The 20,760-nt window shown below is 64.6% G+C and carries 20 protein-coding genes and 1 pseudogene; 12 read left to right on the top strand and 9 right to left on the bottom strand.

All coding sequences use genetic code 11. The features are described from left to right. The first annotated feature begins 34 nt into the window (after positions 1 to 34). Together AC0L20_RS01605 and AC0L20_RS01600 are read left to right on the top strand one after the other, a co-directional pair. Positions 35 to 1,192, top strand: a complete 1,158-nt coding sequence (locus tag AC0L20_RS01605; protein ID WP_473287152.1) for an ABC transporter substrate-binding protein — start codon at positions 35 to 37, stop codon at positions 1,190 to 1,192. Beyond that, a complete protein-coding gene (locus AC0L20_RS01600) occupies positions 1,192 to 3,261 on the top strand; it encodes a putative bifunctional diguanylate cyclase/phosphodiesterase (protein ID WP_473287151.1) in 2,070 nt (689 codons plus the stop codon). Before AC0L20_RS01605 ends, AC0L20_RS01600 begins: the two co-directional genes overlap by 1 nt. 11 nt (positions 3,262 to 3,272) lie before the next feature. Here AC0L20_RS01600 and AC0L20_RS01595 read toward each other — a convergent pair whose 3' ends face one another. Then, entirely contained in the window at positions 3,273 to 3,998 is a 726-nt protein-coding gene (locus AC0L20_RS01595; RefSeq protein ID WP_473287150.1) for a sulfite exporter TauE/SafE family protein, read from the bottom strand. 191 nt (positions 3,999 to 4,189) lie between these two features. Here AC0L20_RS01595 and AC0L20_RS01590 point away from each other — a divergent pair, with 191 nt between their 5' ends. From AC0L20_RS01590 to AC0L20_RS01575, 4 genes are all read left to right on the top strand, one after another. Beyond that, a complete protein-coding gene (locus AC0L20_RS01590; protein ID WP_473287459.1) occupies positions 4,190 to 5,068 on the top strand; it encodes a L,D-transpeptidase in 879 nt (292 codons plus the stop codon). A gap of 120 nt (positions 5,069 to 5,188) precedes the next feature. Then, positions 5,189 to 5,884 (top strand): alpha/beta fold hydrolase, encoded by a 696-nt coding sequence (locus AC0L20_RS01585; RefSeq protein ID WP_473287149.1) that lies wholly within the window; start codon positions 5,189 to 5,191, stop codon positions 5,882 to 5,884. 308 nt (positions 5,885 to 6,192) lie between these two features. Next, complete coding sequence (locus AC0L20_RS01580; protein WP_473287148.1) at positions 6,193 to 6,561, top strand: GFA family protein; 369 nt, start codon at positions 6,193 to 6,195, stop codon at positions 6,559 to 6,561. Between the two features lie 98 nt (positions 6,562 to 6,659). Then, positions 6,660 to 7,475: a hypothetical protein gene (locus AC0L20_RS01575; protein WP_473287147.1), complete on the top strand. Its 816-nt coding sequence runs from the start codon at positions 6,660 to 6,662 to the stop codon at positions 7,473 to 7,475. Position 7,476: 1 nt separating this feature from the next. Here AC0L20_RS01575 and AC0L20_RS01570 read toward each other — a convergent pair whose 3' ends face one another. Then, positions 7,477 to 8,247 carry an exodeoxyribonuclease III gene (locus AC0L20_RS01570; RefSeq protein ID WP_473287146.1) on the bottom strand — a complete coding sequence of 257 codons (771 nt, stop codon included), beginning with the start codon at positions 8,245 to 8,247 and terminating at the stop codon, positions 7,477 to 7,479. Positions 8,248 to 8,287: 40 nt separating this feature from the next. On the opposite strand from AC0L20_RS01570, the gene AC0L20_RS01565 reads away from it, so the two are divergent. After that, positions 8,288 to 8,506 carry a cysteine rich repeat-containing protein gene (locus AC0L20_RS01565; protein ID WP_473287145.1) on the top strand — a complete coding sequence of 73 codons (219 nt, stop codon included), beginning with the start codon at positions 8,288 to 8,290 and terminating at the stop codon, positions 8,504 to 8,506. Between the two features lie 12 nt (positions 8,507 to 8,518). Here the strand turns inward: AC0L20_RS01565 and alr are convergent, their stop codons facing one another. From alr to AC0L20_RS01550, 3 genes are all read right to left on the bottom strand, one after another. Beyond that, entirely contained in the window at positions 8,519 to 9,799 is a 1,281-nt protein-coding gene (alr, locus tag AC0L20_RS01560) for an alanine racemase (RefSeq protein WP_473287458.1), read from the bottom strand. Between the two features lie 51 nt (positions 9,800 to 9,850). Continuing rightward, entirely contained in the window at positions 9,851 to 11,359 is a 1,509-nt protein-coding gene (locus tag AC0L20_RS01555; RefSeq protein ID WP_027569657.1) for a replicative DNA helicase, read from the bottom strand. Positions 11,360 to 12,114: 755 nt separating this feature from the next. After that, complete coding sequence (locus tag AC0L20_RS01550; RefSeq protein WP_473287144.1) at positions 12,115 to 13,365, bottom strand: class I SAM-dependent methyltransferase; 1,251 nt, start codon at positions 13,363 to 13,365, stop codon at positions 12,115 to 12,117. Positions 13,366 to 13,646: 281 nt separating this feature from the next. Between AC0L20_RS01550 and AC0L20_RS01545 the strand changes: the two genes are divergently transcribed. Together AC0L20_RS01545 and AC0L20_RS01540 are read left to right on the top strand one after the other, a co-directional pair. Next, positions 13,647 to 14,663, top strand: coding sequence for a hypothetical protein (locus AC0L20_RS01545; RefSeq protein ID WP_473287143.1), 1,017 nt, complete (start codon positions 13,647 to 13,649; stop codon positions 14,661 to 14,663). Positions 14,664 to 14,689: 26 nt separating this feature from the next. Continuing rightward, a pseudogene (locus AC0L20_RS01540) lies at positions 14,690 to 14,929 on the top strand (hotdog family protein); the annotation flags it as partial. A gap of 38 nt (positions 14,930 to 14,967) precedes the next feature. Here AC0L20_RS01540 and rplI read toward each other — a convergent pair. The 4 genes from rplI to rpsF all read right to left on the bottom strand — a co-directional run bounded on the left by rplI (position 14,968) and on the right by rpsF (position 17,504). Continuing rightward, positions 14,968 to 15,573, bottom strand: a complete 606-nt coding sequence (gene rplI / locus AC0L20_RS01535) for a 50S ribosomal protein L9 (RefSeq protein ID WP_473287142.1) — start codon at positions 15,571 to 15,573, stop codon at positions 14,968 to 14,970. Between the two features lie 63 nt (positions 15,574 to 15,636). Then, positions 15,637 to 16,614 carry a DUF2232 domain-containing protein gene (locus AC0L20_RS01530; RefSeq protein WP_247360586.1) on the bottom strand — a complete coding sequence of 326 codons (978 nt, stop codon included), beginning with the start codon at positions 16,612 to 16,614 and terminating at the stop codon, positions 15,637 to 15,639. Between the two features lie 129 nt (positions 16,615 to 16,743). Further along, the gene (gene rpsR, locus AC0L20_RS01525; protein WP_007592020.1) at positions 16,744 to 16,983 is read right to left on the bottom strand and encodes a 30S ribosomal protein S18; all 240 of its coding nucleotides are present in this window, start codon (positions 16,981 to 16,983) and stop codon (positions 16,744 to 16,746) included. A 5-nt stretch (positions 16,984 to 16,988) separates the two neighbouring features. Next, positions 16,989 to 17,504 carry a 30S ribosomal protein S6 gene (gene rpsF / locus AC0L20_RS01520; protein ID WP_473287141.1) on the bottom strand — a complete coding sequence of 172 codons (516 nt, stop codon included), beginning with the start codon at positions 17,502 to 17,504 and terminating at the stop codon, positions 16,989 to 16,991. 356 nt (positions 17,505 to 17,860) lie between these two features. Between rpsF and AC0L20_RS01515 the strand changes: the two genes are divergently transcribed. From AC0L20_RS01515 to fabD, 3 genes are all read left to right on the top strand, one after another. After that, positions 17,861 to 18,565: a TetR/AcrR family transcriptional regulator C-terminal domain-containing protein gene (locus AC0L20_RS01515; RefSeq protein ID WP_473287140.1), complete on the top strand. Its 705-nt coding sequence runs from the start codon at positions 17,861 to 17,863 to the stop codon at positions 18,563 to 18,565. Between the two features lie 3 nt (positions 18,566 to 18,568). After that, positions 18,569 to 19,594: a fatty acid desaturase family protein gene (locus tag AC0L20_RS01510; protein WP_456764666.1), complete on the top strand. Its 1,026-nt coding sequence runs from the start codon at positions 18,569 to 18,571 to the stop codon at positions 19,592 to 19,594. Positions 19,595 to 19,767: 173 nt separating this feature from the next. Next, positions 19,768 to 20,727: an ACP S-malonyltransferase gene (fabD, locus tag AC0L20_RS01505; protein WP_456764665.1), complete on the top strand. Its 960-nt coding sequence runs from the start codon at positions 19,768 to 19,770 to the stop codon at positions 20,725 to 20,727. Positions 20,728 to 20,760 lie beyond the last annotated feature (33 nt).

Here is a 20,760-nt window from a genome sequence, read left to right as displayed (position 1 = left end):
CCAGTTTCGGAACCGATACGGGATGGCGAAACGAATGACAGGACTTTTGCGGATATTGCTGGCTTTCGGCATCGCCTGCGGCGTTCTGATGCCGCCTGGCGCCGCTGCTGCGGCCGATGCGAAGCGTCTCAACGTCGTCTTCGTCAACCCGGGCAAGTCCGGCGAGGTCTATTGGGACATGGTTTCGCTGACCATGCAGGCCGCCGGCCGCAAGCTCGGCGCGCATGTCGAGGTGCTGACCAGCGAGCGCAATTACCGCACCATGCAGGAGCTCGGGTTCGGCGTGGTGGCACGCAGCGACAAGCCCGACTTTCTCATTCTCTCGAACGAGGAATCGGCCGCCGTCCCGATCATGGAGGCAGCTGAGGCCGCTGGGATCAGGACGCTGCTGCTCTCGAACACGCTGATCGGTGACGATGCGGCGCGTTTGGGACCGCCGCGTCAAAAGCTCAAGACCTGGCTCGGCGACATCACGACCGATCTTCAGACCGCAGGCGCGCGGATGGCCAATGCCCTGATCGACGCGGCGCGTGCCGAGAAATGGCAGAGCCCGGACGGCAAGATTCACATTCTCGGCATCGGTGGCGACGAGATCACGCCCTCCTCGATCGCCCGCAACGCGGGTCTCAAGCTCGCGGTGGACGCCGCGCCCGACGTCGTGGTGGATCGGATGCTGTTCGCCAACTGGACGCGGTCGGAGGCCGAGCATGTCACCACGAATTATCTGAGCTGGGCCGCGCGCAAAGAGATCCGGCCCGCAGGCATATGGGCCGGAAACGATCCGATGGCGCTGGGAGCGCTTCGCGCGGTAAGCGCTGCCGGCCTCACGCCCGGGCGGAACATCCAATTGGTCGGCCTCAACTGGTCGGAGGATGCGCTGCGCGAGATCAAGGCGGGCCGCTTGCTTCTGACCGACGGCGGTCACTTCCTGCTCGGCGGCTGGTCGATCGTACTGTTGCGCGACTACGCCGATGGCTGCGATTTTGCGGACGTATCATCCCGTGTCGAGGTCAAGACGTCCGCGATCACGCGCGACAACCTCGCTGCGGTTGGCGAGCTCATCACCACGCGTGCCTTCGACCGGATCGATTTCGCGCGTTTCAGGGCCAAGGCAGGGCGCTGCGGCCAGTACGACTTCTCCGTCGATGCGCTGATCTCGTCGTTGGCCCCTGTGGAAGGCGCTGCCGACTGATGCGAAACGGCGACAACATGACCGATCCGGATCGCAAGCAGCAGGCGGCGCCGCCGCGCTTGCGCTCGGTCGTCCGTGCGATGATCTGGGCGACAGTACCTGTTCTGTTGCTGGTGCAATTGCTCGCCTCCGCCGGCGTGGAGGCGTCGAGCTTCTGGTCGCAGATCAGGCAGCTCGACGCGCGCATCGCCCGCCTCGCCGAGAGCCGCGCCGAGCTGATTGCCGAACCGCTCTGGAAGATGCGCTACGACCAGGTCACGAGCGTGCTCAACGAGATCATGCACGACGAGAGCATCGCCGCGGCGGCCGTTTACGACGATACCGGAATCGCGATTGCCCGCGTGGTGGCGCGCCCGACGAGGCAGGCGGTCGCGGAGATCTCGCGTCCGATCAACTACAGCAACGGCAACATGGCGGTCCAGGCCGGCCGCATCGCGATCGTATATTCGCATGCGGCGCTCTACGCAGACGCGGGCAGCCGGCTGGTGCTGCTGCTGGTCGTCGGCCTGTTGGCAACGTTTGCGACCCTGATCGCCATGCGGATCTCCGCCAATCTCTTCATCGGCAGACCGCTGGCGGCGATGATGTCCGCGATCCAGCGCAGCAAGCAGGACGGCCGCGCCTATCCGGCGGAGGTCAAATCCTCGAACGAGTTCGGTCAGCTCGCGCATGCCTTCAACGCCATGCAGCACACGACGTCGGGTGCGCTCGACCGGCTCGGCCACATGGCCGCGCACGATCCGCTCACGGGGCTGCCTAATCGCCGTTCGCTCTCCGAGCACCTCGCGACCCTGAGTCACGATGCCGGCTCACCGGACGCGCTGATCGCGCTCTGCTTCATCGATCTCGACGACTTCAAGGGCATCAACGACACCTTTGGCCATGATTCCGGCGACAAGTTCCTGGTGCACATTTCCGAGCGCCTTCGTGGTGCGGTCGAACCGCAAGATTGGGTGGCTCGGCTCGGCGGCGATGAATTCGTCGTCATTCGACCCGAGGTCAGCAACGAGGAGACCGCGCAGAGGTTTTCGCGCCACTTGCTGGATGCGATTTCGGAGCCGATCCGGCTTCACGACAAGCAAGTCGTGCCGCGTGCCAGCATCGGCCTTGCCGTGCGCCGTGCCGGAGATCCCGAGCTTTCGCACCTGCCGGCGCTCGCCGACATCGCGCTCTACCATGCCAAGAGCAAGGCGCCCGGCACGGTCGCGGTGCTCGACGAAGCGCTTCAGCGCGACTATCGCCGCCGCCGGGAGCTCGAACTTGCCATTCCCACAGGCTTCGACGAGAGGCAATTCGAGGTCTGGTATCAAAGCCAGGTCGATCTCGAAAGCCACGACATCGTCGGCCTGGAAGCGCTGATCCGCTGGCGCCATCCGGAACATGGCGTGATCGGTCCGGGCGAATTCTTGCCGCTAATCGAGCGCAGCGGCAACAATGCGCGGCTGACGCGCTATGTGCTCACCGATGCCTGCCGCGCCCTGCAACATCTGGCTGCGGCCGGCAGGCCGCATATCCGGATCGCGATCAATCTGCCGCCGTCTGAGCTCGCCGACCATTCGTTCGCCGCCGAGCTGCGCGCGACCTGCGCGCGCTTCGACGTGGCGGCATCATTGCTGGAGCTCGAGATCACCGAGGGATCGCTGATCAACAACATGGCCAGCGCATCCGAGACACTGCACCGCCTGCGGCGCCTGGGTGCCACCATCGCGCTCGACGATTTCGGCACCGGCTACAGCTCGCTCGCCCATCTCAGGCGGTTTCCGCTGGACAAGGTCAAGATCGACAAGGCCTTCATCAGCGAGATCCCCGATAGTGCGGAAGACAAGGCGATTGTTGGCGTCATCGCATCGCTTGCCGGCACGCTGGGCCTCACTTTGGTGGCCGAAGGCATCGAGCGTGCCGAGCAGGCCCAGGCGATGCGCGAGATGGGCGTGAGGTTCGGGCAGGGCTTTCTCTATCATCGGCCGCAGCCACTCGAGGCCGTGTTGGTATGGCTCCAGGGACGGCCGGCCCACCAGAGCCGCGTCATTGAGGATAGCCCGTCGATCGCACCCGAATTTGCGGTCTGAGCGCAACGCGGCTACGGCTGCGCCGCATTCCACAGCATGGAGAGGCCGGCGGCGATCATGATGGCGTCCATCACGACGCGGAACATCTCCGGCTTCAGGCGCAGCACGAAGCGTTTGGCGATGAAGGCGCCCGCCATCAACGACGATCCTGCGACCAGGCCTTTGACGAACACGTCGCCGGTCAGCGCGCCGAACCGTTCGAAGGTCACGGATTTCGCGGCATAGAGCCCGAGCGAAGAAGCCGCTTCGGTCGCGAGGAAGGCACCCCGGGACAAGCCGTAGAACAGGAACAGCGGGACGCTGAGCGGGCCGGTGGAGACGACGATGCCGGTGAGGTAACCAATGACGGCCCCGCCGATCGCCAGATGCCAGAGATTGGCCTTGAGGTCGTGCCGCGCCAGCCAGTGCCGCACCGGCACCATCGCGATCAGGAAGACCCCGATGGCGAGATCGACGGCGTGAGAGGGCAGGGCCAGCAGCGTCCGCGCGCCGAGCACGGCGGCCGGAATGCCTGTCACCGAATAGGCCGCGCAGGCCCGCCAATCGACCTCGCGCCACCAGGCCAGGATTCGCGAGAAGTTGGCCATCACGGCGGCCACCGCCATGATCGGCACCGCCTCCTTGGGCCCATAGGCATAGACAAGCACCGGCATCAGCATGATCGACGAGCCCGTGCCGACGATGCCGGAAATGGTGCCTGCGACGAGGCCGACGATGAGGACGAAGAGGAAAGCCAAAACGGTCTCCACGAATCGGGAGAGTTTAGCCGCGGCCAGCGGCGCGGGCGATCCGCGCGGCTAGGGAACCCGGTCTTGCCGAGAGCCCGGCGTTAACCATCGCCGACGGTTCCAGTCTGAGCGAAATCGCTTCGAAGTTTCTTAAATCTTACTGGGTACCTCTCGTGAGCATAGTGACCTGGGGGAAGAGTATGGCTAAGCGGTCCAAGCGCGGAAAGGCGGAGACGTTCGCAATCCCGATGGCCGCGAGAGTTGCAATTGGCGCCGTGGCCGTCGCCGCGTTGGGGTACGGTTTGCTGTCCCGACCGACGAACGTGCAACCGGCACGAAAGCCGTCCGCGCACGAAGCCCAAGCGTCGTCCACTCCGGTTTACGTCTCGACGCCGGTTCGTGCATCACCGTCAGCACCGGCTCCGATGCCGGCTTCGGCTCCGCTTCCGGCCCCTGCGCCTCTGGTCGAACCGCCCAAAGCGGCCGACGTTCCCGGAGCATTGGTGCGGCAGGTGGTCGACTACGCCAGCCGCCAGACGCCGGGCACCGTGATCATCGATACCAAGAACACATTCCTCTATCTCGTTCTGAACGACGCGCAGGCACTGCGCTACGGCATCGGTGTTGGCCGCGAAGGTTTCACATGGTCCGGTGAGCAGACTGTGGCTCGCAAGGCGGAATGGCCGGATTGGCATCCGCCTGCGGAGATGGTCTCGCGTCAGCCTTATCTGCCGCGGTTCATGGCAGGAGGTCCCGGCAACCCCCTTGGCGCTCGGGCGATGTATCTGGGCGACACCGAATATCGAATTCACGGCACCAACAAGCCCGATACGATCGGGAAGCGGGTCTCGTCCGGCTGTATCCGACTGACCAATGAGGACGTCGTTGACCTCTATGATCGCGTGAAAGTCGGCGCGAAAGTGATCGTGCTTCCGACAACCGTTGCCCGCCGAGCACCCCAGGGAGCGCCGGCCGACGCCGCTTTCCGATTACCGGACCCGGCATCGCCGTCGAACCGGTTCTCGGCAACTCACGCGCAGATGCCGTCATCTGGAGCGAAGATCGCCGAGGCCCAGTAACGCGTCCTCGGTCTTCATCCTGCAACTCAAGAACAAGCCTTCCCGTGCCATTTCGGAAGACGCGCCTTACCGCCTCACTATCCTGTCGCCCTTCAATTGTGATCAGGAAGGCAAGGCCCCATGAGCGCCAAACCGACGATCGTTTTCTGCCACGGCATTTGGGCCGACGGCTCCTGCTTCAGTAAGGTCATCCCTGCATTGCAGGCCGATGGTTACGAGGTGATCGCCGTCCAATATGGTTTGGACTCTTACGAGGAGGATCTGGCGACGGTTAAGCGCACACTCAATCGTGTGGGCAGCCCCGTCCTGCTGGTCGGTCATTCTTACGGCGGGGCAACGATTACAGGCGCAGGCACGGATGAGCGCGTGGTTGGGCTGGTGTACATTGCAGCGGTGGCTCCGGATGCCGGCGAAACCGTACAGGATCAGCTCGACAAATATCCGTCGGACATTTTCTCTCGCGTCGAGGTGGCGGATGGGCGTGCCTGGATGCTTCCGAGCGGCACCGAGTTCTTCGCGGGTGACCTCTCCGAGGCAGACCAGAAACTGGTTTGGGCCACCCATTATGCGCCCGTCTACAATCTGTTCCAGCAGCAAAAGCTCAGCGCGGACAAGGTCGCGTGGAGATCGAAGCCAAGCTGGTACGTCCTGGCCACGAAAGACCACACCGTGCATCCCGATCTGCAACGTTGGGTCTCAAAGCGCATGGGAGCGACGATTACCGAGGTCGCGAGCAGCCACGTGCCAATGTTGTCCCAGCCTGATGTTGTGATCGACGTCATACGCAAGGCCGCGGCCGCCGTTCAAAAAGGCTGATCGCAGTCCACTGCGCTGAAGGCGAAGGAGAGGTCGTTCGCGGGCGATCTCTCCTGTTCACTGTCTGGTGGGCGACGACTGCTTCCGGAGACATGCCGCGGGTGTTTTGCCCGTTTCGGAGCATGCGTAACCCATTGATTCGCCAGCGGTCGGCTACTGTGCATGGGGTTGTTTTTCATGTTTTTGTTGAGTTGGCGCGGCAAGTCGGGGTTCGCAGCACATGGGTCAAGTCCGGCTGTGCGCTGCTGACAGCATGTTGGCAGCAGGGTCCGGCTACGACCATCTCCTGACAAAACGGAGAGCGGGTCATGCGGGTCGAGGGAAGCTGTCATTGCGGTGAGACGGTGTTCGAGGTGACGGAGCCGCCCGCGAGCGTGACCCGTTGCACCTGCTCGCTCTGCGCCAAGCGCGGCGCGTTGTGGGCCTATTACACGCCGGCGCAGTTTCGGCTGCTATCGCCCGCGGAGAACGTCGCGACTTATCTCTGGGGCAGCCGCATGGTCAAACACCATTTCTGCGCAAGCTGCGGCTGCGGTACCTATTCGGAGTCGCCGGACTGGTCGACCGGCAAGCCCGATTTCGACAATCCCAGGGTCGGCGTCAACGCGCGCCTGTTCGACGAGTTCGATCTCGAGGCCGTGCCGGTGACCATGATCGACGGCAAGAATCTGTGGTGAGCATGCGCTCTCACGCATGTCTGCTGCTCGTCAGTCCCCTTGAGGCACTCCTGAAAAGCTGATCTGTTTCCGGCCCGATAGAACAAGGGAGGAAGCCGATGATGCGTCTTTTCGCGCGAGTGATGCTCGCGATGTGTCTGGCCGTTGTAGCCGGCTTCAATGCGCAGGCGCAGACCAAGCCCAAGGTCACGACACCGGGACCGGATTTCCCCAAGGCCGCGCTGTTCGTCGGCAACAGCTTCTTCTACTACAACAACGGCATGCCCGGGCATCTCTCCTTCATGGAGCGGGCTGCGTATCCCGAAGCCAAGGCGGCCTATCGCAACACCATGGCAACGATCGGCGGCTCCGGCCTCGATTGGCACGACATGGACAATCTGCTGCGGCCGGGCGGCCTCGGCGCCTATTCGTTCGACGAGCAGAACAACGTCGTCTTCAACAAGCCGGGCAGGCAGTACGACGCCGTCGTGATGATGGATTGCAGCCAGTGTCCGATCCATCCGCAGTTGAAGGACGCGTTCGCGACCTTCGTGAAGAAGGACGGCGAGATCGTCCGCACGCATGGCATGCGGCCGGTCCTGTTCATGTCATGGGCTTATGCCGACAAGCCTGAGATGACGGAAGCGTTGGCCGAAGCCTACACGATCGCAGGCAATGCCAATGATGCGCTGGTGATCCCCGCAGGCCTTGCCTTCGCGCGCGTGCGCAAGCTGCAGCCCGAGCTCAATCTGTATGCGCCGGACAAGCGGCACCCGAGCCCCGCAGGCACGTATCTGGCGACCTGCGTGACGTTCGCCGCGCTGACGGGCCGCTCGCCGGTCGGCAATTCCTACACGATGGGACTGGACGCACCGACGGTGGAGCTTCTGCAAAAGGCAGCGTGGGACACGGTGCAGGAATATTACGGGCGTTGAGCTAGCGCAGTACGACCCAGGCCGGTGCGTGATCGCTCGCGCCTTCCTCGCCGCGAACCTTCTTGTCCACGCCGGCTTTTGCCAGGCGTGAGGCGAGGGCAGGGCTGAGCAGGAGATGATCGAGCCGCAGGCCCGCATCGCGCGGCCAGCGGTTTCGCTTATAATCCCAGAAGGTGTAGATGCGTTGCTCCGGGTGCAGTTCGCGGATCGCGTCACACCAGCCTTGTGCCACCAGCGAGGCAAAGGCCGCACGGCTCTTCGGCTGGATCAAGGCATCCTTGTCCCACGAGCGCGTCGGATAGATGTCGATCTCATCAGGCGCAACGTTGTAGTCGCCGGCGAGCACCACCGGCAGATCCTGCTTGATCAAGGTTCTGGCATGGCGCCTGAGCCGCGCGAACCAGTCGAGCTTGTAGTCGAATTTCGGTCCCGGCTGCGGATTGCCGTTCGGCAGGTAGATGCTGGTGACGATGACACCGCGTACCGCGGCCTCGATGTAGCGGGCTTCGTGATCGGCAGGCTTTCCCGGCAAGCGATCGCGGGTGAGAACGGGCTCGGCATTGCGGGCCAGGATGGCGACGCCGTTCCAGGTCTTCTGTCCACACCACACTGCGCCGTAACCGGCCTTTTCGATCGCGGCCGCCGGAAATTCGCCATCACTTGCCTTCAACTCCTGAAGTGCGACGACGTCGGGCTTCGCCGTTCGCATCCATGCCAACAGATTGGGCAGGCGGCGATTGATGTTGTTGATGTTGAACGTCGCGATCTTCATGTAGAGCTACCGGCTCCTGCCTTCCGTTACCGGAGAAACAATGTCCAAGTTGAGCTTTGCCGTTATCGCCGTCGCCGTTGCGTTCTCCGGGGGCGTCTCGGCACAATCATCCGATCCACGCGGCGCGTGCAAGGCGGACTATGACAAATTCTGCGCCGGCATTGCGCCGGGCGGCGGCATCGTCGCGTGCCTCAACGCCAAGCGCGATCAGCTCAGCGCGACCTGCAGGACGGCGCTGGACAGCAGGAAGAAGAAGTAAGCGGCGCGCTGCTCAGCCCGGCAGCGGCGGCGGGTTTGCGGGCTGCTCGACCGGCGGCGGAGCGGGCGTCTGCTGCTCGGCTGCCTGCGCGAGAGCCGGCCTGGCCAGCGGCTCGACCACATTCCCGCCCTTGTAGATGCGGGCGTAGCGGCGGCCGAGGCTGGTCAGCACCTCGTAGCCGATCGTTCCGAAATGATGCGCGAGCTCGTCGACGGTGATGCCCTCGCCGAGCAGCGTCACCATGTGGCCGCGCCGCGCCGCGTTCGGCGGCAGATCGGTGATGTCGATCGCGATCAGATCCATCGAGACGCGGCCGGCGACCGGACAGCGCTTGCCCGCGACGATGACCTCGGCACCGCGGGTGCCGTCGTTGGAGCTTGCGGCGCGGAAATAGCCGTCGGCATAACCGACCGCGATGATCGCGAGTTTCGTCGGCCGCCGTGCGGTCCAGGTGCCGCCATAGCCGACGCTCTCGCCGCGCTCGATATTGCGGATCTGCACGATGCGGGCCTTGAGATCGACCACCGGCTGCATCGGATTGTCGGCCTCCGGCGTCGGGTTGACGCCGTAGAGCGCGGCGCCCGGCCGCACCATGTCGAACTGGAAGGGCGCGCCGAGGAAGACGCCGGACGAATTGGCGAGTGCCGCCGGCACGCCGGAGAATTCGCTGGCGATGCCGCGGAAGGCCGCGAGTTGCTTGGCGTTCACCGGGCTGTTGAGCTGCTCGGCCGAAACCAGATGGCTCATCACCAGCGTGATGCCGTGATCGCCGGCGTTGATGCGGGGGATGATGGCCTGTGCTTCCGCAAGCGTCAGGCCGAGCCGATTCATGCCGGTGTCGATGTGGATGGCGGCGCCACCGGTCCAGCCGGTGCGGCGGCAGAACACGTCCCATTCGGCGAGCTCGTTGAGATCGCCGATCACGGGGCGGCAGTTGATCTGGGCGTAGTGCTCGCCGGTGTTCTGGAAATAGCCGCCGAGCACGTAGATCGCAGGCTCCGGCACCGCCGCGCGCACCTTGCGCGCTTCCTCGATAGTGGCGACGAAGAACGTCTTGCAGCCGGCCTTGTTCAGGGCACGCGCGACCTGGTCGGCGCCGCAGCCATAGGCGTCTGCCTTGATCACCGCCGAGCATTCGGCCGGCACCGCCGTCTTCTCGAGCTTGCGCCAATTGGCGATGATGGCGTCGAGATCGACGGTGAGCACGCCGCCGAAGGTCGCGAGCGCGGCAGCCTGATTGGCCTCCGCGGAGAGAAGGCCGGATTGCGGGATCATTTTCGGGTCGGACGCCATTGTCATGGCGCCGTTTTACGCAAGAGGCCGGTCGGGTTCAACCCAGGGAACTCAGTAGTCGTTGCCGCTGCGGTCCGGCACCTGGCTGTCCGGCGCAAGATCGCCGAACCGTGTGATCGACGCTTCGAAGGCCACATCGACGGTGCCGGTCGGGCCGTGGCGCTGCTTGCCGATGATGACTTCGGCCTTGCCATGCGCAAGATCCATGTCCAGACGCCATTTTTCGTGCTCGGGCGTGCCCGGGCGCGGCTCCTTGTTTCCGAGGTAATATTCCTCGCGGTAGACGAACAGCACGACGTCGGCGTCCTGCTCGATCGAGCCCGATTCGCGCAAATCCGACAGCTGCGGCCGCTTGTCGTCACGCGACTCGACCTGGCGCGAGAGCTGCGAGAGCGCAATCACGGGCACGCTCAGTTCCTTGGCGAGCGCCTTCAGACTGGTCGTGATCTCGGTGATTTCCTGCACGCGGTTTTCGCTCCGCTTGCCCGAACCCGACAAGAGCTGAATGTAGTCGATGACGATGAGGTCGAGGCCCTTCTGCCGCTTCAGCCGGCGGGCGCGCGCCATCAGCTGCGCAATGGAGAGACCGCCGGTCTCGTCGACATAGAAGGGCAGCGACTGCAGCTCGATCGAGACCTCGCGGATCTTCTCGAAATCGGCCTCCGAGATGCCGCCGCGGCGGATCGAGGAGGAAGGGATGCCGGTGCGCTCGGCCACGATACGCGTGGCGAGCTGGTCGGCCGACATTTCGCAGGAGAAGAAGCCGATGACGCCGCCATGGGCGGCCTTCATGGTGCCGTCGGCCTGGAGTTCTGGAACGTAGGCCCGGGCGACGTTGTAGGCGATGTTGGTTGCAAGCGAGGTCTTGCCCATGCCGGGGCGGCCGGCGACGATGATGAGGTCGGAGTGCTGCAATCCGCCCATCTTGGTGTCGAGGTCGCGCAGGCCGGTCGAGATGCCCGACAGCTTTCCGTCGCGCTGGAACGCTTTCGCGGCCAGATCGACCGCAAGCGTCAGCGCCTGCGAGAATTTCTGGAAGCCGCCGTCATAGCGGCCGGATTCGGCGAGTTCGTAGAGGCGGCGCTCGGCGTCCTCGATCTGCGCCCGCGGCGCGAAGTCGACCGGGGCGTCATAGGCGACATTGACCATGTCCTCGCCGATGCCGATCAGGTCGCGTCGCAATGCCAGATCGTAGATGGTGCGCCCATAATCCTGCGCATTGATAATGGTGGTCGCTTCGGCGGCGAGGCGCGCCAGATATTGCCCGATGGTCATGCCGCCAATATCGGTGTCGGCGGGCAGGAAGGTCTTCAGCGTGACGGGCGTCGCGATCTTGCCCATCCGGATCAGGCTCGAGGCGGTCTCGAAGATGGTCTGGTGCAACGGCTCGAAATAGTGCTTCGGCTCCAGGAAGTCGGAGACGCGGTAAAACGCGTCGTTGTTGACCAGGATCGCGCCCAGCAGGCTCTGTTCCGCCTCAATATTATGCGGCGCGCTACGATAGGCGGGAGTTCCGGCTTCGGGCGCGAGTTTGAGAACGTTCGAATCAGTCAGGGCCATGGTCGAGCGATAGCAATTTTCTGGGGCGGATGCGGGGCCGGGATAAAGCGCCGCCTCAGACCAAAGCGGAAGCAAAAGCTCGCCGCTATCAACCGATCATTAAAATGGTGGATGATTGGCCGCCGTAGCCCGCGCAGCGCTTGACGGATTTTCCTGGACCATGCCGGGACCGGAAAGCCGTCGCTACCGCGCCACGGAAAACGCTCGTTGAAGTGAACCTAATGGGTTGGCGGGCCGACGTATCGAGACGCGCGCGAAATGCCGCACGCTGGGCGCTTTCGGCTCGGTTCAGACCAGCAGGAGGTAAACCAGTGCAACCAGAGCCGCCCCGACGCCGGTAGCAATCAGGGCGTAATCGGTGCGGAGGTCGTCCTGCACGTCGAATGAGGTTTGGGTCTCTTTGCTCATGGCGACGGTCTAAGCCAGGGCCGACGAGACTTATGTGAAGCAGATCACATCTCCCCGGATTCTTTCGGGGGTCCAGTCGGAACAGGCAAGCGGACGGGGGGTTGTCTCCCGTCTGCCACCAGGGAACGAGGCAAGCGATGCGGCCAGAACGGCAGCCCCGGAATTGGCGAAGCGAAGCAGGCAGCCGACTTTGGCTGTCGGGGCTGATCGCGGCCATGGAGCACGCTGCGAGGCCGGAAGTGCGTCGGGAGCCGGCCGCCCCCGAAATCCTGAAGGAACTGCGGATGCAATTGGCCTTGACGGCCTCTTTCCGGTCCGCTCCGATTTCGACCCTGCGCCACTAGGACTTATTCACCAGCCAGCTTCAGCCTCGGCTTGGCGCCGGCCTCGACGGCCCGCAGCCGGGCTTCTTCACGCGCGATGTAGTTGCGTGTCATCGGCACGACGCCCTGACGCCGGGTGAGTTGAATTTGGAAGTTCATCATATCCTGCTTGCGGAACGTCATCTCGCTGGCTGCCAGATAAAATTCCCACATCAGCGCGAAGCGCTCGTCATATAGCTGCACGGCTTCTTCGCGCCGCGCCATGAAGCGCTCGCGCCATGCCTTCAGCGTTTCGGCGTAATGCAGGCGCAGAATCTCGATGTCGCAGATCAGCAGGCCGGCCCGCTCGATCGCCGGCAGCACCTCCGAGAGAGCAGGGATGTAGCCGCCGGGAAATATGTATTTGGCGATCCACGGATTGGTGGAGTCCGGGCCCTGCGAACGGCCGATCGAGTGCAGCAACATGACGCCGTCCTTGTCCAGCAGTTCGGCGCAGCGCTGGAAGTAGGTGTCGTAGAAGCGCGCGCCGACATGCTCCAACATGCCGACTGAGACGATGCGGTCGAACGGGCCGGCGATGTCGCGATAGTCCTGAAGCAGGAATTTGGCCGATCCGGTCAGGCCCTTTTCGGCTGCGCGCGTATTGGCGATCTGCAACTGCTCGGTCGACAGCGTTATGCCGGTGACGTCAGCACCTGCGATCTCGGCGAGATAGAGCCCAAGTCCGCCCCAGCCCGAGCCGATGTCGAGGACGCGCTGGCCGCTCTTGACGAGCAGCTTTGCGGCAACGTGCCGTTTCTTGGCGAGCTGTGCATCGTCGAGCGTGCTCTCCGGCGTCTCGAAATAGGCGCAGCTGTATTGCTTGTCGGCGTCGAGGAAGAGCGAATAGAGCCTTGCATCGAGATCGTAATGGTGTGCGACGTTGCTGCGGGAGCGCGGGCGCGGATTGAACTGCTTCAGGTGCCGCACCAGATAACGCAGGTGCCACCAGGGTTTTGCCCAGTGCGGCAATAGGTCGGGTTGATCGAGCAGGATCGCGAGGGCATCAGCTATGGTGCCGTGCTCGACGACGAACTCGCCGTCCATGTAGGCCTCGCCAAGCCCGAGCTCGGGATTGACGAGGATCTTCCGCTCTGCGTCCGCGGTGACGAAGCGGACTGCGACCGGTTCGCCCGAGCCGTCGCCGACGGTGAACTTCGAGCCCTTTGCCGTGGTCACCGTCATCGACCCGCGGCGGATAAATTGAGACAGGAATTGACGCAACAATCGATCCATCGGCACCCATCCTCTCGAGCGGACCCGAAGAGATGCGACTAACCCGGCCTTTGACACCCTACGCCCGGGCATCTCAGCGGTTCCTATGCGTTTGCATCTAGATCTAGGGAGGTGTCCCGGGCCCGCTATTGCGCTGTGCTCAAAGCGGATATTCCAAAACCGCTTAATCACATCCTTGCGCGCGGAGGCTGCTTCCATTCGCGGCTCAATCGGATAAAAGGTGACCCGCCGCGGCGCCGCCTACCGGCTGCACCTCTCGGAATTCAATGGAGATGATGGGAATGTCGAGCCGAGCGCTCAGCCTCGCGACGATCTTGCTTCTGATCGGCTTCGGCGCGACCGATACCGTTCTCGCGCAGGCGACGAACCTCGAGGCCGGCAAGGCCCCATCCCAGCTTTTCGCGCAGACCTGCAATGCATGTCACAAGAGCCCGCGCGGCCTGTTGAAAACGGTGGCGCCGGGCTCGCTGCCGGGCTTCCTGCGCCAGCATTACACGACCAGCTCCGACATGGCCGGCGTGCTCGCCTCCTACCTCGTCTCCAACGGAGCCACCGACACCCGCTACCAGGCCAAGGACGGCAAGGACAAGAAGGACGGCGCCAAGGACAAAGACAAGGAAGCCAATACCAATCCCGCGCAGTCCCCTGAACGTCAGGGTCGCCGGCAACGTTCCCAGGAATCCGCCAAGCCGGAAGGCGAGGGTGCCGCTCCCGCGGCCGAGGGCGCGCGTCAGAAGCGTGCCGCGCGGCCGGCCGAAGAAGGAACGAAGGAAGGCGCGAAGCCCGAGAGCCAGGCTGCCCCCGAAGGGCGCAAGGCCAAGCGTCTCGGCAAGCGTGGCAAGCCGGGAAGTGATGAGGCGCCGAAGGTCGATGCCGCGGCGCCCACGACAGACGACAAGAAGTCCGAGCCGAAGGTCGAGTCCAGGCCCGAGACAAAGCCCGAGACTGCGAAGGGGGACACCGGCGAGGCTAAATCCGAAGGCAACAAATCTGAAGGCAGCAAGCCGTCCGAGAAGCCCGCCGAGGCCAAGCCGGAAAGTGCCAAGGTTGAGCCGCGCGGCAGCGAGACTCCGGCGTTGCGGCCCGATCCAGTGCCGCAGGTGACGCCGGCAGCACCGTCCGCCGCGAAGCCCGCCGAGCCAGCTGCGCCCAAGGCGGCGGAAGAGGCTGCTCCCAAGCCCGCCGCGAGGTCCGAACCGCCAGCGAAGTCGCAGGAGCCGGCGCCGCCCGCAACCGCTGCGGCCCCACCGCCGCCAGCCGAATCGTCCGGTCCGCCAACGCCGCCGATTTCGCGATAAGCGACCATATATTACGACATGCGAAGGCCGCGCTCTCGCGCGGCCTTCGTCGTCTTGGGTACAAGCTCAATCTGTTGTCGCCCGCGGTCAGCGAGAGCTGATCTGCCGGGCGGGGGGTGATCAAGCCGGGGCGTCAGGTCTCCGTGGTCGCAGCCGACGTTTTCTGCGTCACCGACGGCGTCGAGAAGCAACCGGCAACGGTGCTCGCGTCGATCGCGATGCTGAGCGAGGACGTTGCCGCCAAAACGAAAAGCCCGGCCGCCTGAGGCGACCGGGCTACGAAAGCCTTGCGCGAATGCGAGGCTTATTTCTCGGTCTCTTCCGCAGCCGGCGCCGGCTCGGCGTCGTCCTGCTGGGCTTCCGGATCGAAGAACTCGCCGGCAGCTGCGATCGCTTCGGCCGCAGCATCCCGGTCTTCGTTCCGGCTCGAGATGTCCTCGCCGCGGTTGATGCGCTCGGCCTCGTCCTGGCTGCGCGCCACGGTGACACTGATCTCGATCTCGACCTCGGGGTGGATGGCGACCGTGATGGTGTGCTTGCCGATGGTCTTGATCGGCGCGTCGAGCTGAACCTGCGGGCGGGACAGTGAAACACCGTCAGCTTCGAACGCCACGACGATGTCGCGCACGTTGACCGAGCCGAACAGCTGGCCGGCTTCCGAAGCCTGACGGATCACGATGATGTTCTTGCCCTGGATCTTCTCGGCGACCTTGGACGCCTCGCCCTTGGACTCAAGGTTGCGAGCCTCGAGCTCGGCCTTCATGCCGTCGTACCTGGCACGGTTGTCGGCGGTGGCGCGCAGCGCCTTGCCGCGCTTGAGCAGGAAATTGCGGGCATAGCCGTCGCGAACCTTCACGACTTCGCCCATGTGACCGAGCTTGTTGACGCGTTCCAGCAAAATGACTTCCATATTCGTTCTCCTTTGATGTGTTGAGTGAGTTGGAATTTCGAACTTGAACTTTCGGATTTGAACTCAAGATGTCGGCAGCGGCGGTGGCTGGCGCGTACGAAGGAAGCGTTCGCGGAGGCCGAACACGGCATCCGCGAGGCCGAGGATCACCATCGCCATGACGGGCCATCCGAACACGACCACGACGGCGTAGGTCGAGCCGAGCCAGAAGGTGCGGCTCTTCAGCGCCAGCGTCAGCGTGTGCAGCACGGCAAAGCCGGTCAGCGCATATCCCATCATCAGCGCCGCCGCCGCGATCTGCGCCACGATCGCAAGCAGTCCGCCGGTGAAGCAGAAGGCGAGCGCGATGCAGAGCGCCACGAGCGTCATCGGCGGCAGCTCCGCCGTCATCAGGTCCGGCCAGGGGCGTCGCAGCCGGCCCGACGTCGCCGTCACTTTGGTGCTGAGCCAGAGGTTGAGGGTCAGCGTCATCATCGCGACGATGGTGGCGGCGGCCGGCACGATCCGCACCAGTGCGTCGACGAATTGGTCGGTCTCGCCGGAGGTCTGCGGGTCGGCGGCGCGGAGGAGGCGCATCAGGCCACGGCGCAGCGTGCCGGTGATGGTCTCGGCGTCGGTGCCGAGCGTGAGCAGGGCGGCGAGCGTGGTCAGTGTGGCGAAGCCCGCGATCCACAGCAGGATGCGGCCGACCGGATACCACTCGAGCACAGGCTCAGTGGGCGGCTCGGCGGCGGGCTTCGGCGCGGCGGGGCCGACCTGGCGACTGAGCAGGACGAGATGGCCGAGCCACCAGGCCGGCAATGCGACGGTGACGGCGAAGGCAATGCAGTAGGGCAGGCCGAACAGCGCGCCGAGGCCAACCGCGGCGGCGATGCCGCCGAGGCTCGCGCAAAGCGGTCCCCAGCCGATCGAAGCGACCATCAGCGGCAGCGGTGCGAGATAGAACAGGACGAGCGAGATCAGCGCGCCCGAAGCGATCGAGGCGAACATCAGGGCCGACGCAGCGCCGGCGATCAGGGCTATCAGTCCAAAGGCCATCATCAGCTGTCCCGCTCCCTTCGAGCGGTTAGAGGCATCTCGCCCCAACCATCGGCGACCGGACGACCCGGAAGCCTTATGAGAAACTAGGTAGCTCGGCCGGCGGCGATGTCGCCGCCGGCCGAATTCGTCTTAGCGAATGACGTAGGGCAGCAGGCCCAGGAACCGCGCGCGCTTGATGGCGCGGGCGAGCTCACGCTGCTTCTTCGCGGACACCGCGGTGATGCGGCTCGGCACGATCTTGCCGCGCTCGGAGACGTAACGCATCAGCAGCTTGGAGTCCTTGTAGTCGATCTTCGGAGCATTCGCGCCCGTGAACGGGCAGCTCTTGCGGCGACGGAAAAACGGGCGGCGTGCACCAGCTTCAGCCATTGTTCTTACTCCCCATCCGGCGTGGTGGTGGTGGTGGTTTCAGCGTCTTCGCGCGGACGGCGCGGACCGCGGTCACCGCGGAAGCCGCCACCTTCACGATCGCCACCACGGAAACCACCCTCGCGGTCGCCACGGAAGCCACCGCCTTCGCGATCGCCACGGAAGCCGCCGCCACGGTCGTCACGCTCGCGGTCACGGTCGGCCTTGCGCATCATCGCGGACGGGCCTTCCTCGAGCTCCTCGACGCGGACGCTGAGATAGCGGATCACGTCTTCGCTGATGCGCTCCTGGCGCTCGATCTCGGCGATCGCCGCGGACGGGGCGTCGATGTTGAGCAGCACGAAATGCGCCTTGCGGTTCTTGTTCATGCGGTAGGTGAGGGAGCGTACGCCCCAATTCTCGGTCTTGGTGACCTTGCCGCCGAGACCCTCGACGATGCCGGTCATCTGCGCAGTCAGCTCTTCGACCTGCTGCGTGCTCGCGTCTTGGCGCGCGAGAAAAACATGCTCATAGAGAGCCATGGAAGTCCTTTCCTCATGTTGGCGCATCGCCCGGCGTCAAGCCCTTAAGAGGCCTTCGGAAAGGACTCTGGGATTAAGCTCAGAAGGCGGAAGCACGGGACGACGGGCCGACTGGCCCTGCCACACCAAAATCACGAATGATTTGTTGAGACCGTCCGTTCAGCTCCCGGCCGGGGTCTGCGGATGGGCGCGTTATACGGATTTCGGCTGACTTGGCAAGGTTTCTGGCAAGGTTGCAGGCGGCGTTTTGGCGCGGACGGTCCCGATGCGGGCGGCTAGATCCCCGCGGACCACCATACCGGCTTGATTTGTTTGTTTGTATATCATACAAATAAATCTGACGGGAGCGAACCCCAATGGCAGAAAAGCCGGCCCACGAGCCGCTCGAGGCGGCAGGCGACCCCAAGCACGCCACCCGCGCCACGCGGTCGGCCGGCCGCAAAATGCGCTCGCTGCTGCTGGATGCCGCGAGCCCGCTGTTTCGGGAGCGGGGGCTGTCGGGCACGGCGATCACCGACATCGCAGCCGCTGCGAACGCGTTCCCGAGCCAGATCACCTATTACTTCCGCACCAAGGAGGCGCTGTTCGTCGAATGCGCCTGCCGCGAGCTGCTGTACCTGGCGCGAGCGACCGAGCAGGCGGCGCTGAAGGCGCGCACGCCGCAGGATTATACCCACGCGCTGGCCGAGACCGTCACGACGAGCGATTCGGTGGTCTTCTTCGCTGAGGCGCTGACGCTGACGCGGCGGCGCCAGGATCTCGCGCCGCTGGTCGAGCGCACCATTGAGCGCCTGCACAGTGAGGGTGCGCGAGCCTATGCGAGCCAGGTCGCGCGGCACGGCTGGCGCTCCCTGCGCGCGCCCGATGAGAGTTCGCGGCGGTTCTGGGCCGTCGCCATCGGCGTCATCCTCGAGGGCTACGCGATGGGCCGTTCGCCCGAGGCGCTGTGCGCCGAGATGCTGCGCGTGCTGGGTGAACAGGCGAAATCCGATCATGACGCGGCGCGCCTGCGCCTCGTCGACGCGCGCGACGCGTCGAGCAATTCGAATGAGGAGAGTTAGGCCATGACTGCGCTACGCATGCGTGCCCGCGATTTCCTGACCGACAACCAGCTTGCCGACGTGCGCCAGCGCGTGACCTGGAAAGGCGTCGCGCTGATCGCGCACGCCTGGGCGCTCATCATCGCGGCAATCGCCCTGGTCGCGTGGTGGCCCAACCCGATCACCTACATCTTCGCCGTCGCCATCATCGGCTCGCGCCAGCTCGGGCTCGCGATCCTCATGCATGACGGCGCGCATGGCTGCCTGTCCGCCGACGAGAAAACCAATTTGACTCTAAGCCAGTGGTTCTGCGCCTATCCTCTGTTTGCGGAGACGCGCAGCTACCGGCGCTATCACCTTCAGCATCATGCGCGCACGCAGCAGGAGGATGATCCCGATCTCGTGCTGTCGGCGCCGTTTCCCATCACGAAGCTGAGCTATCGCCGCAAGTTCTTTCGCGACCTCACAGGGCAGACCGGCTACCAGCAGCGCAAGGCGCAGTTGCTCAATGCACTGGGGCCGAAGGACTGGCCGTTGCGACAGCGCGCGGCGCATTTTTGGGAGAAGCTCGGCCCGCAATGTCTGGTCAATGGCGCGATGTTCGCAGCGCTCACGGCGGCCGGCGTGTGGTGGGCCTATCCGCTGCTATGGCTGGTGCCGCTCCTGACCTGGATGATGGTGATCACCCGCATCCGCAACATTGCCGAGCACGCGGTCGTGCCCGACAGCAGCGATCCCTTGCGTAACACCCGCACCACCTACGCCAATTTCCTCGAGCGTCTGTTCATCGCGCCATACTACGTGAACTACCACCTCGAACATCATCTCTTGTTCTATGTGCCCTGCTACAATCTGCCCAAGGTTCATCGCCTGCTGAGCCAAAGCCGGCACGCGAGCCGCATGGAGGTGCAACCGAGCTACGCGGCCGTGCTGCGGCTTGCGACCGCGAAGCCGAACCGGGATGACCGACCGGGGCAATTGGTCAACAGCGCGCGCCGCGCGCAGGCGGGGTCCGAGGTCGACGCCAACCAGACGGCCGGCGGATTCTAGGGATCCGTTTCCCCGGTTGAATGCTGGTCGAAGTTCCTATCTTGGCTTGACATTCCCGCCCCGGACAGTGTCTACGGCCCCCTTTGGAGCATGATCCGGAACCATGGCCTACGGCCGTGCGTAATCGGCTGCCGGTTCTCGCAGAGATCACGCCCGACAAGCAGGGAGCCCCGATGACGGCAGCATTCACATTTCCGGGGCAGGGTTCCCAGGCGGTCGGCATGGGCAAGGCCTTGGCGGATGCCTTTCCGGTGGCGCGCGCCGTGTTCGACGAGGTCGATGCCGCGCTGGGGGAGAAGCTGACGGCGACCATCTGGGATGGTCCGGCCGAAACCCTCCAGCTCACCCAAAACGCCCAGCCGGCCCTGATGGCGGTGTCCGTCGCCACCCTACGCGTGCTGGAGGCCGAAGCCGGGTTTTCCGTGGGGCGGGATGCGGCCTTCGTCGCCGGCCACTCGCTCGGTGAATATTCGGCGCTGGCTGCGGCCGGCAGCCTGACGATTTCCGACACCGCGCGGCTGCTTCGCATCCGCGGTCTCGCAATGCAAAAAGCCGTTCCGGTCGGCGTCGGTGCGATGGCCGCTCTGCTCGGCCTCGACTACGAGGCCGCCGTGGCGGTGGCGGACGAGGCCGCGCAGGGGCAGGTCTGCCAGGCAGCCAACGACAATGGCGGCGGGCAAGTGGTCGTCTCCGGCGACAAGGCCGCGGTCGATCGCGCCGTCGAGATCGCCAAAACCAAGGGCGCCAAGCGCGCAATGTTGCTGCCGGTGTCCGCACCGTTCCATTGCAAGCTGATGCAGCCGGCTGCCGACGCGATGGCGGAGGCGCTGGCCGGGGTCGCGATCAAGGCCCCGGCGGCCCCGCTGGTGTCGAACGTGCTGGCGAGCGCGATCACCGATCCCGACGAGATCCGCCGCCGCCTGGTCGAGCAGGTCACGGGCACCGTGCGCTGGCGCGAGTCGGTTGCCTATATGGCGGAGCAGGGCGTCACCCGTTTCTTCGAGATCGGTGCCGGCAAGGTGCTGACCGGCCTCGTCAAGCGTATTGCGGACGGTGCCATTGGCGTTGCGGTCGGTGGTCCCAACGACATTGCTGCCGCCAAGGATGCATTGGCCGCTGCGAAGCAGGCCTGACGCGCGATGATTCGTCGTCGCGATCGAGTTCTT

It is taken from the genome of Bradyrhizobium sp. Kon58 (assembly GCF_055807455.1).
This window is presented reverse-complemented; position numbering and strand designations above follow the sequence as displayed.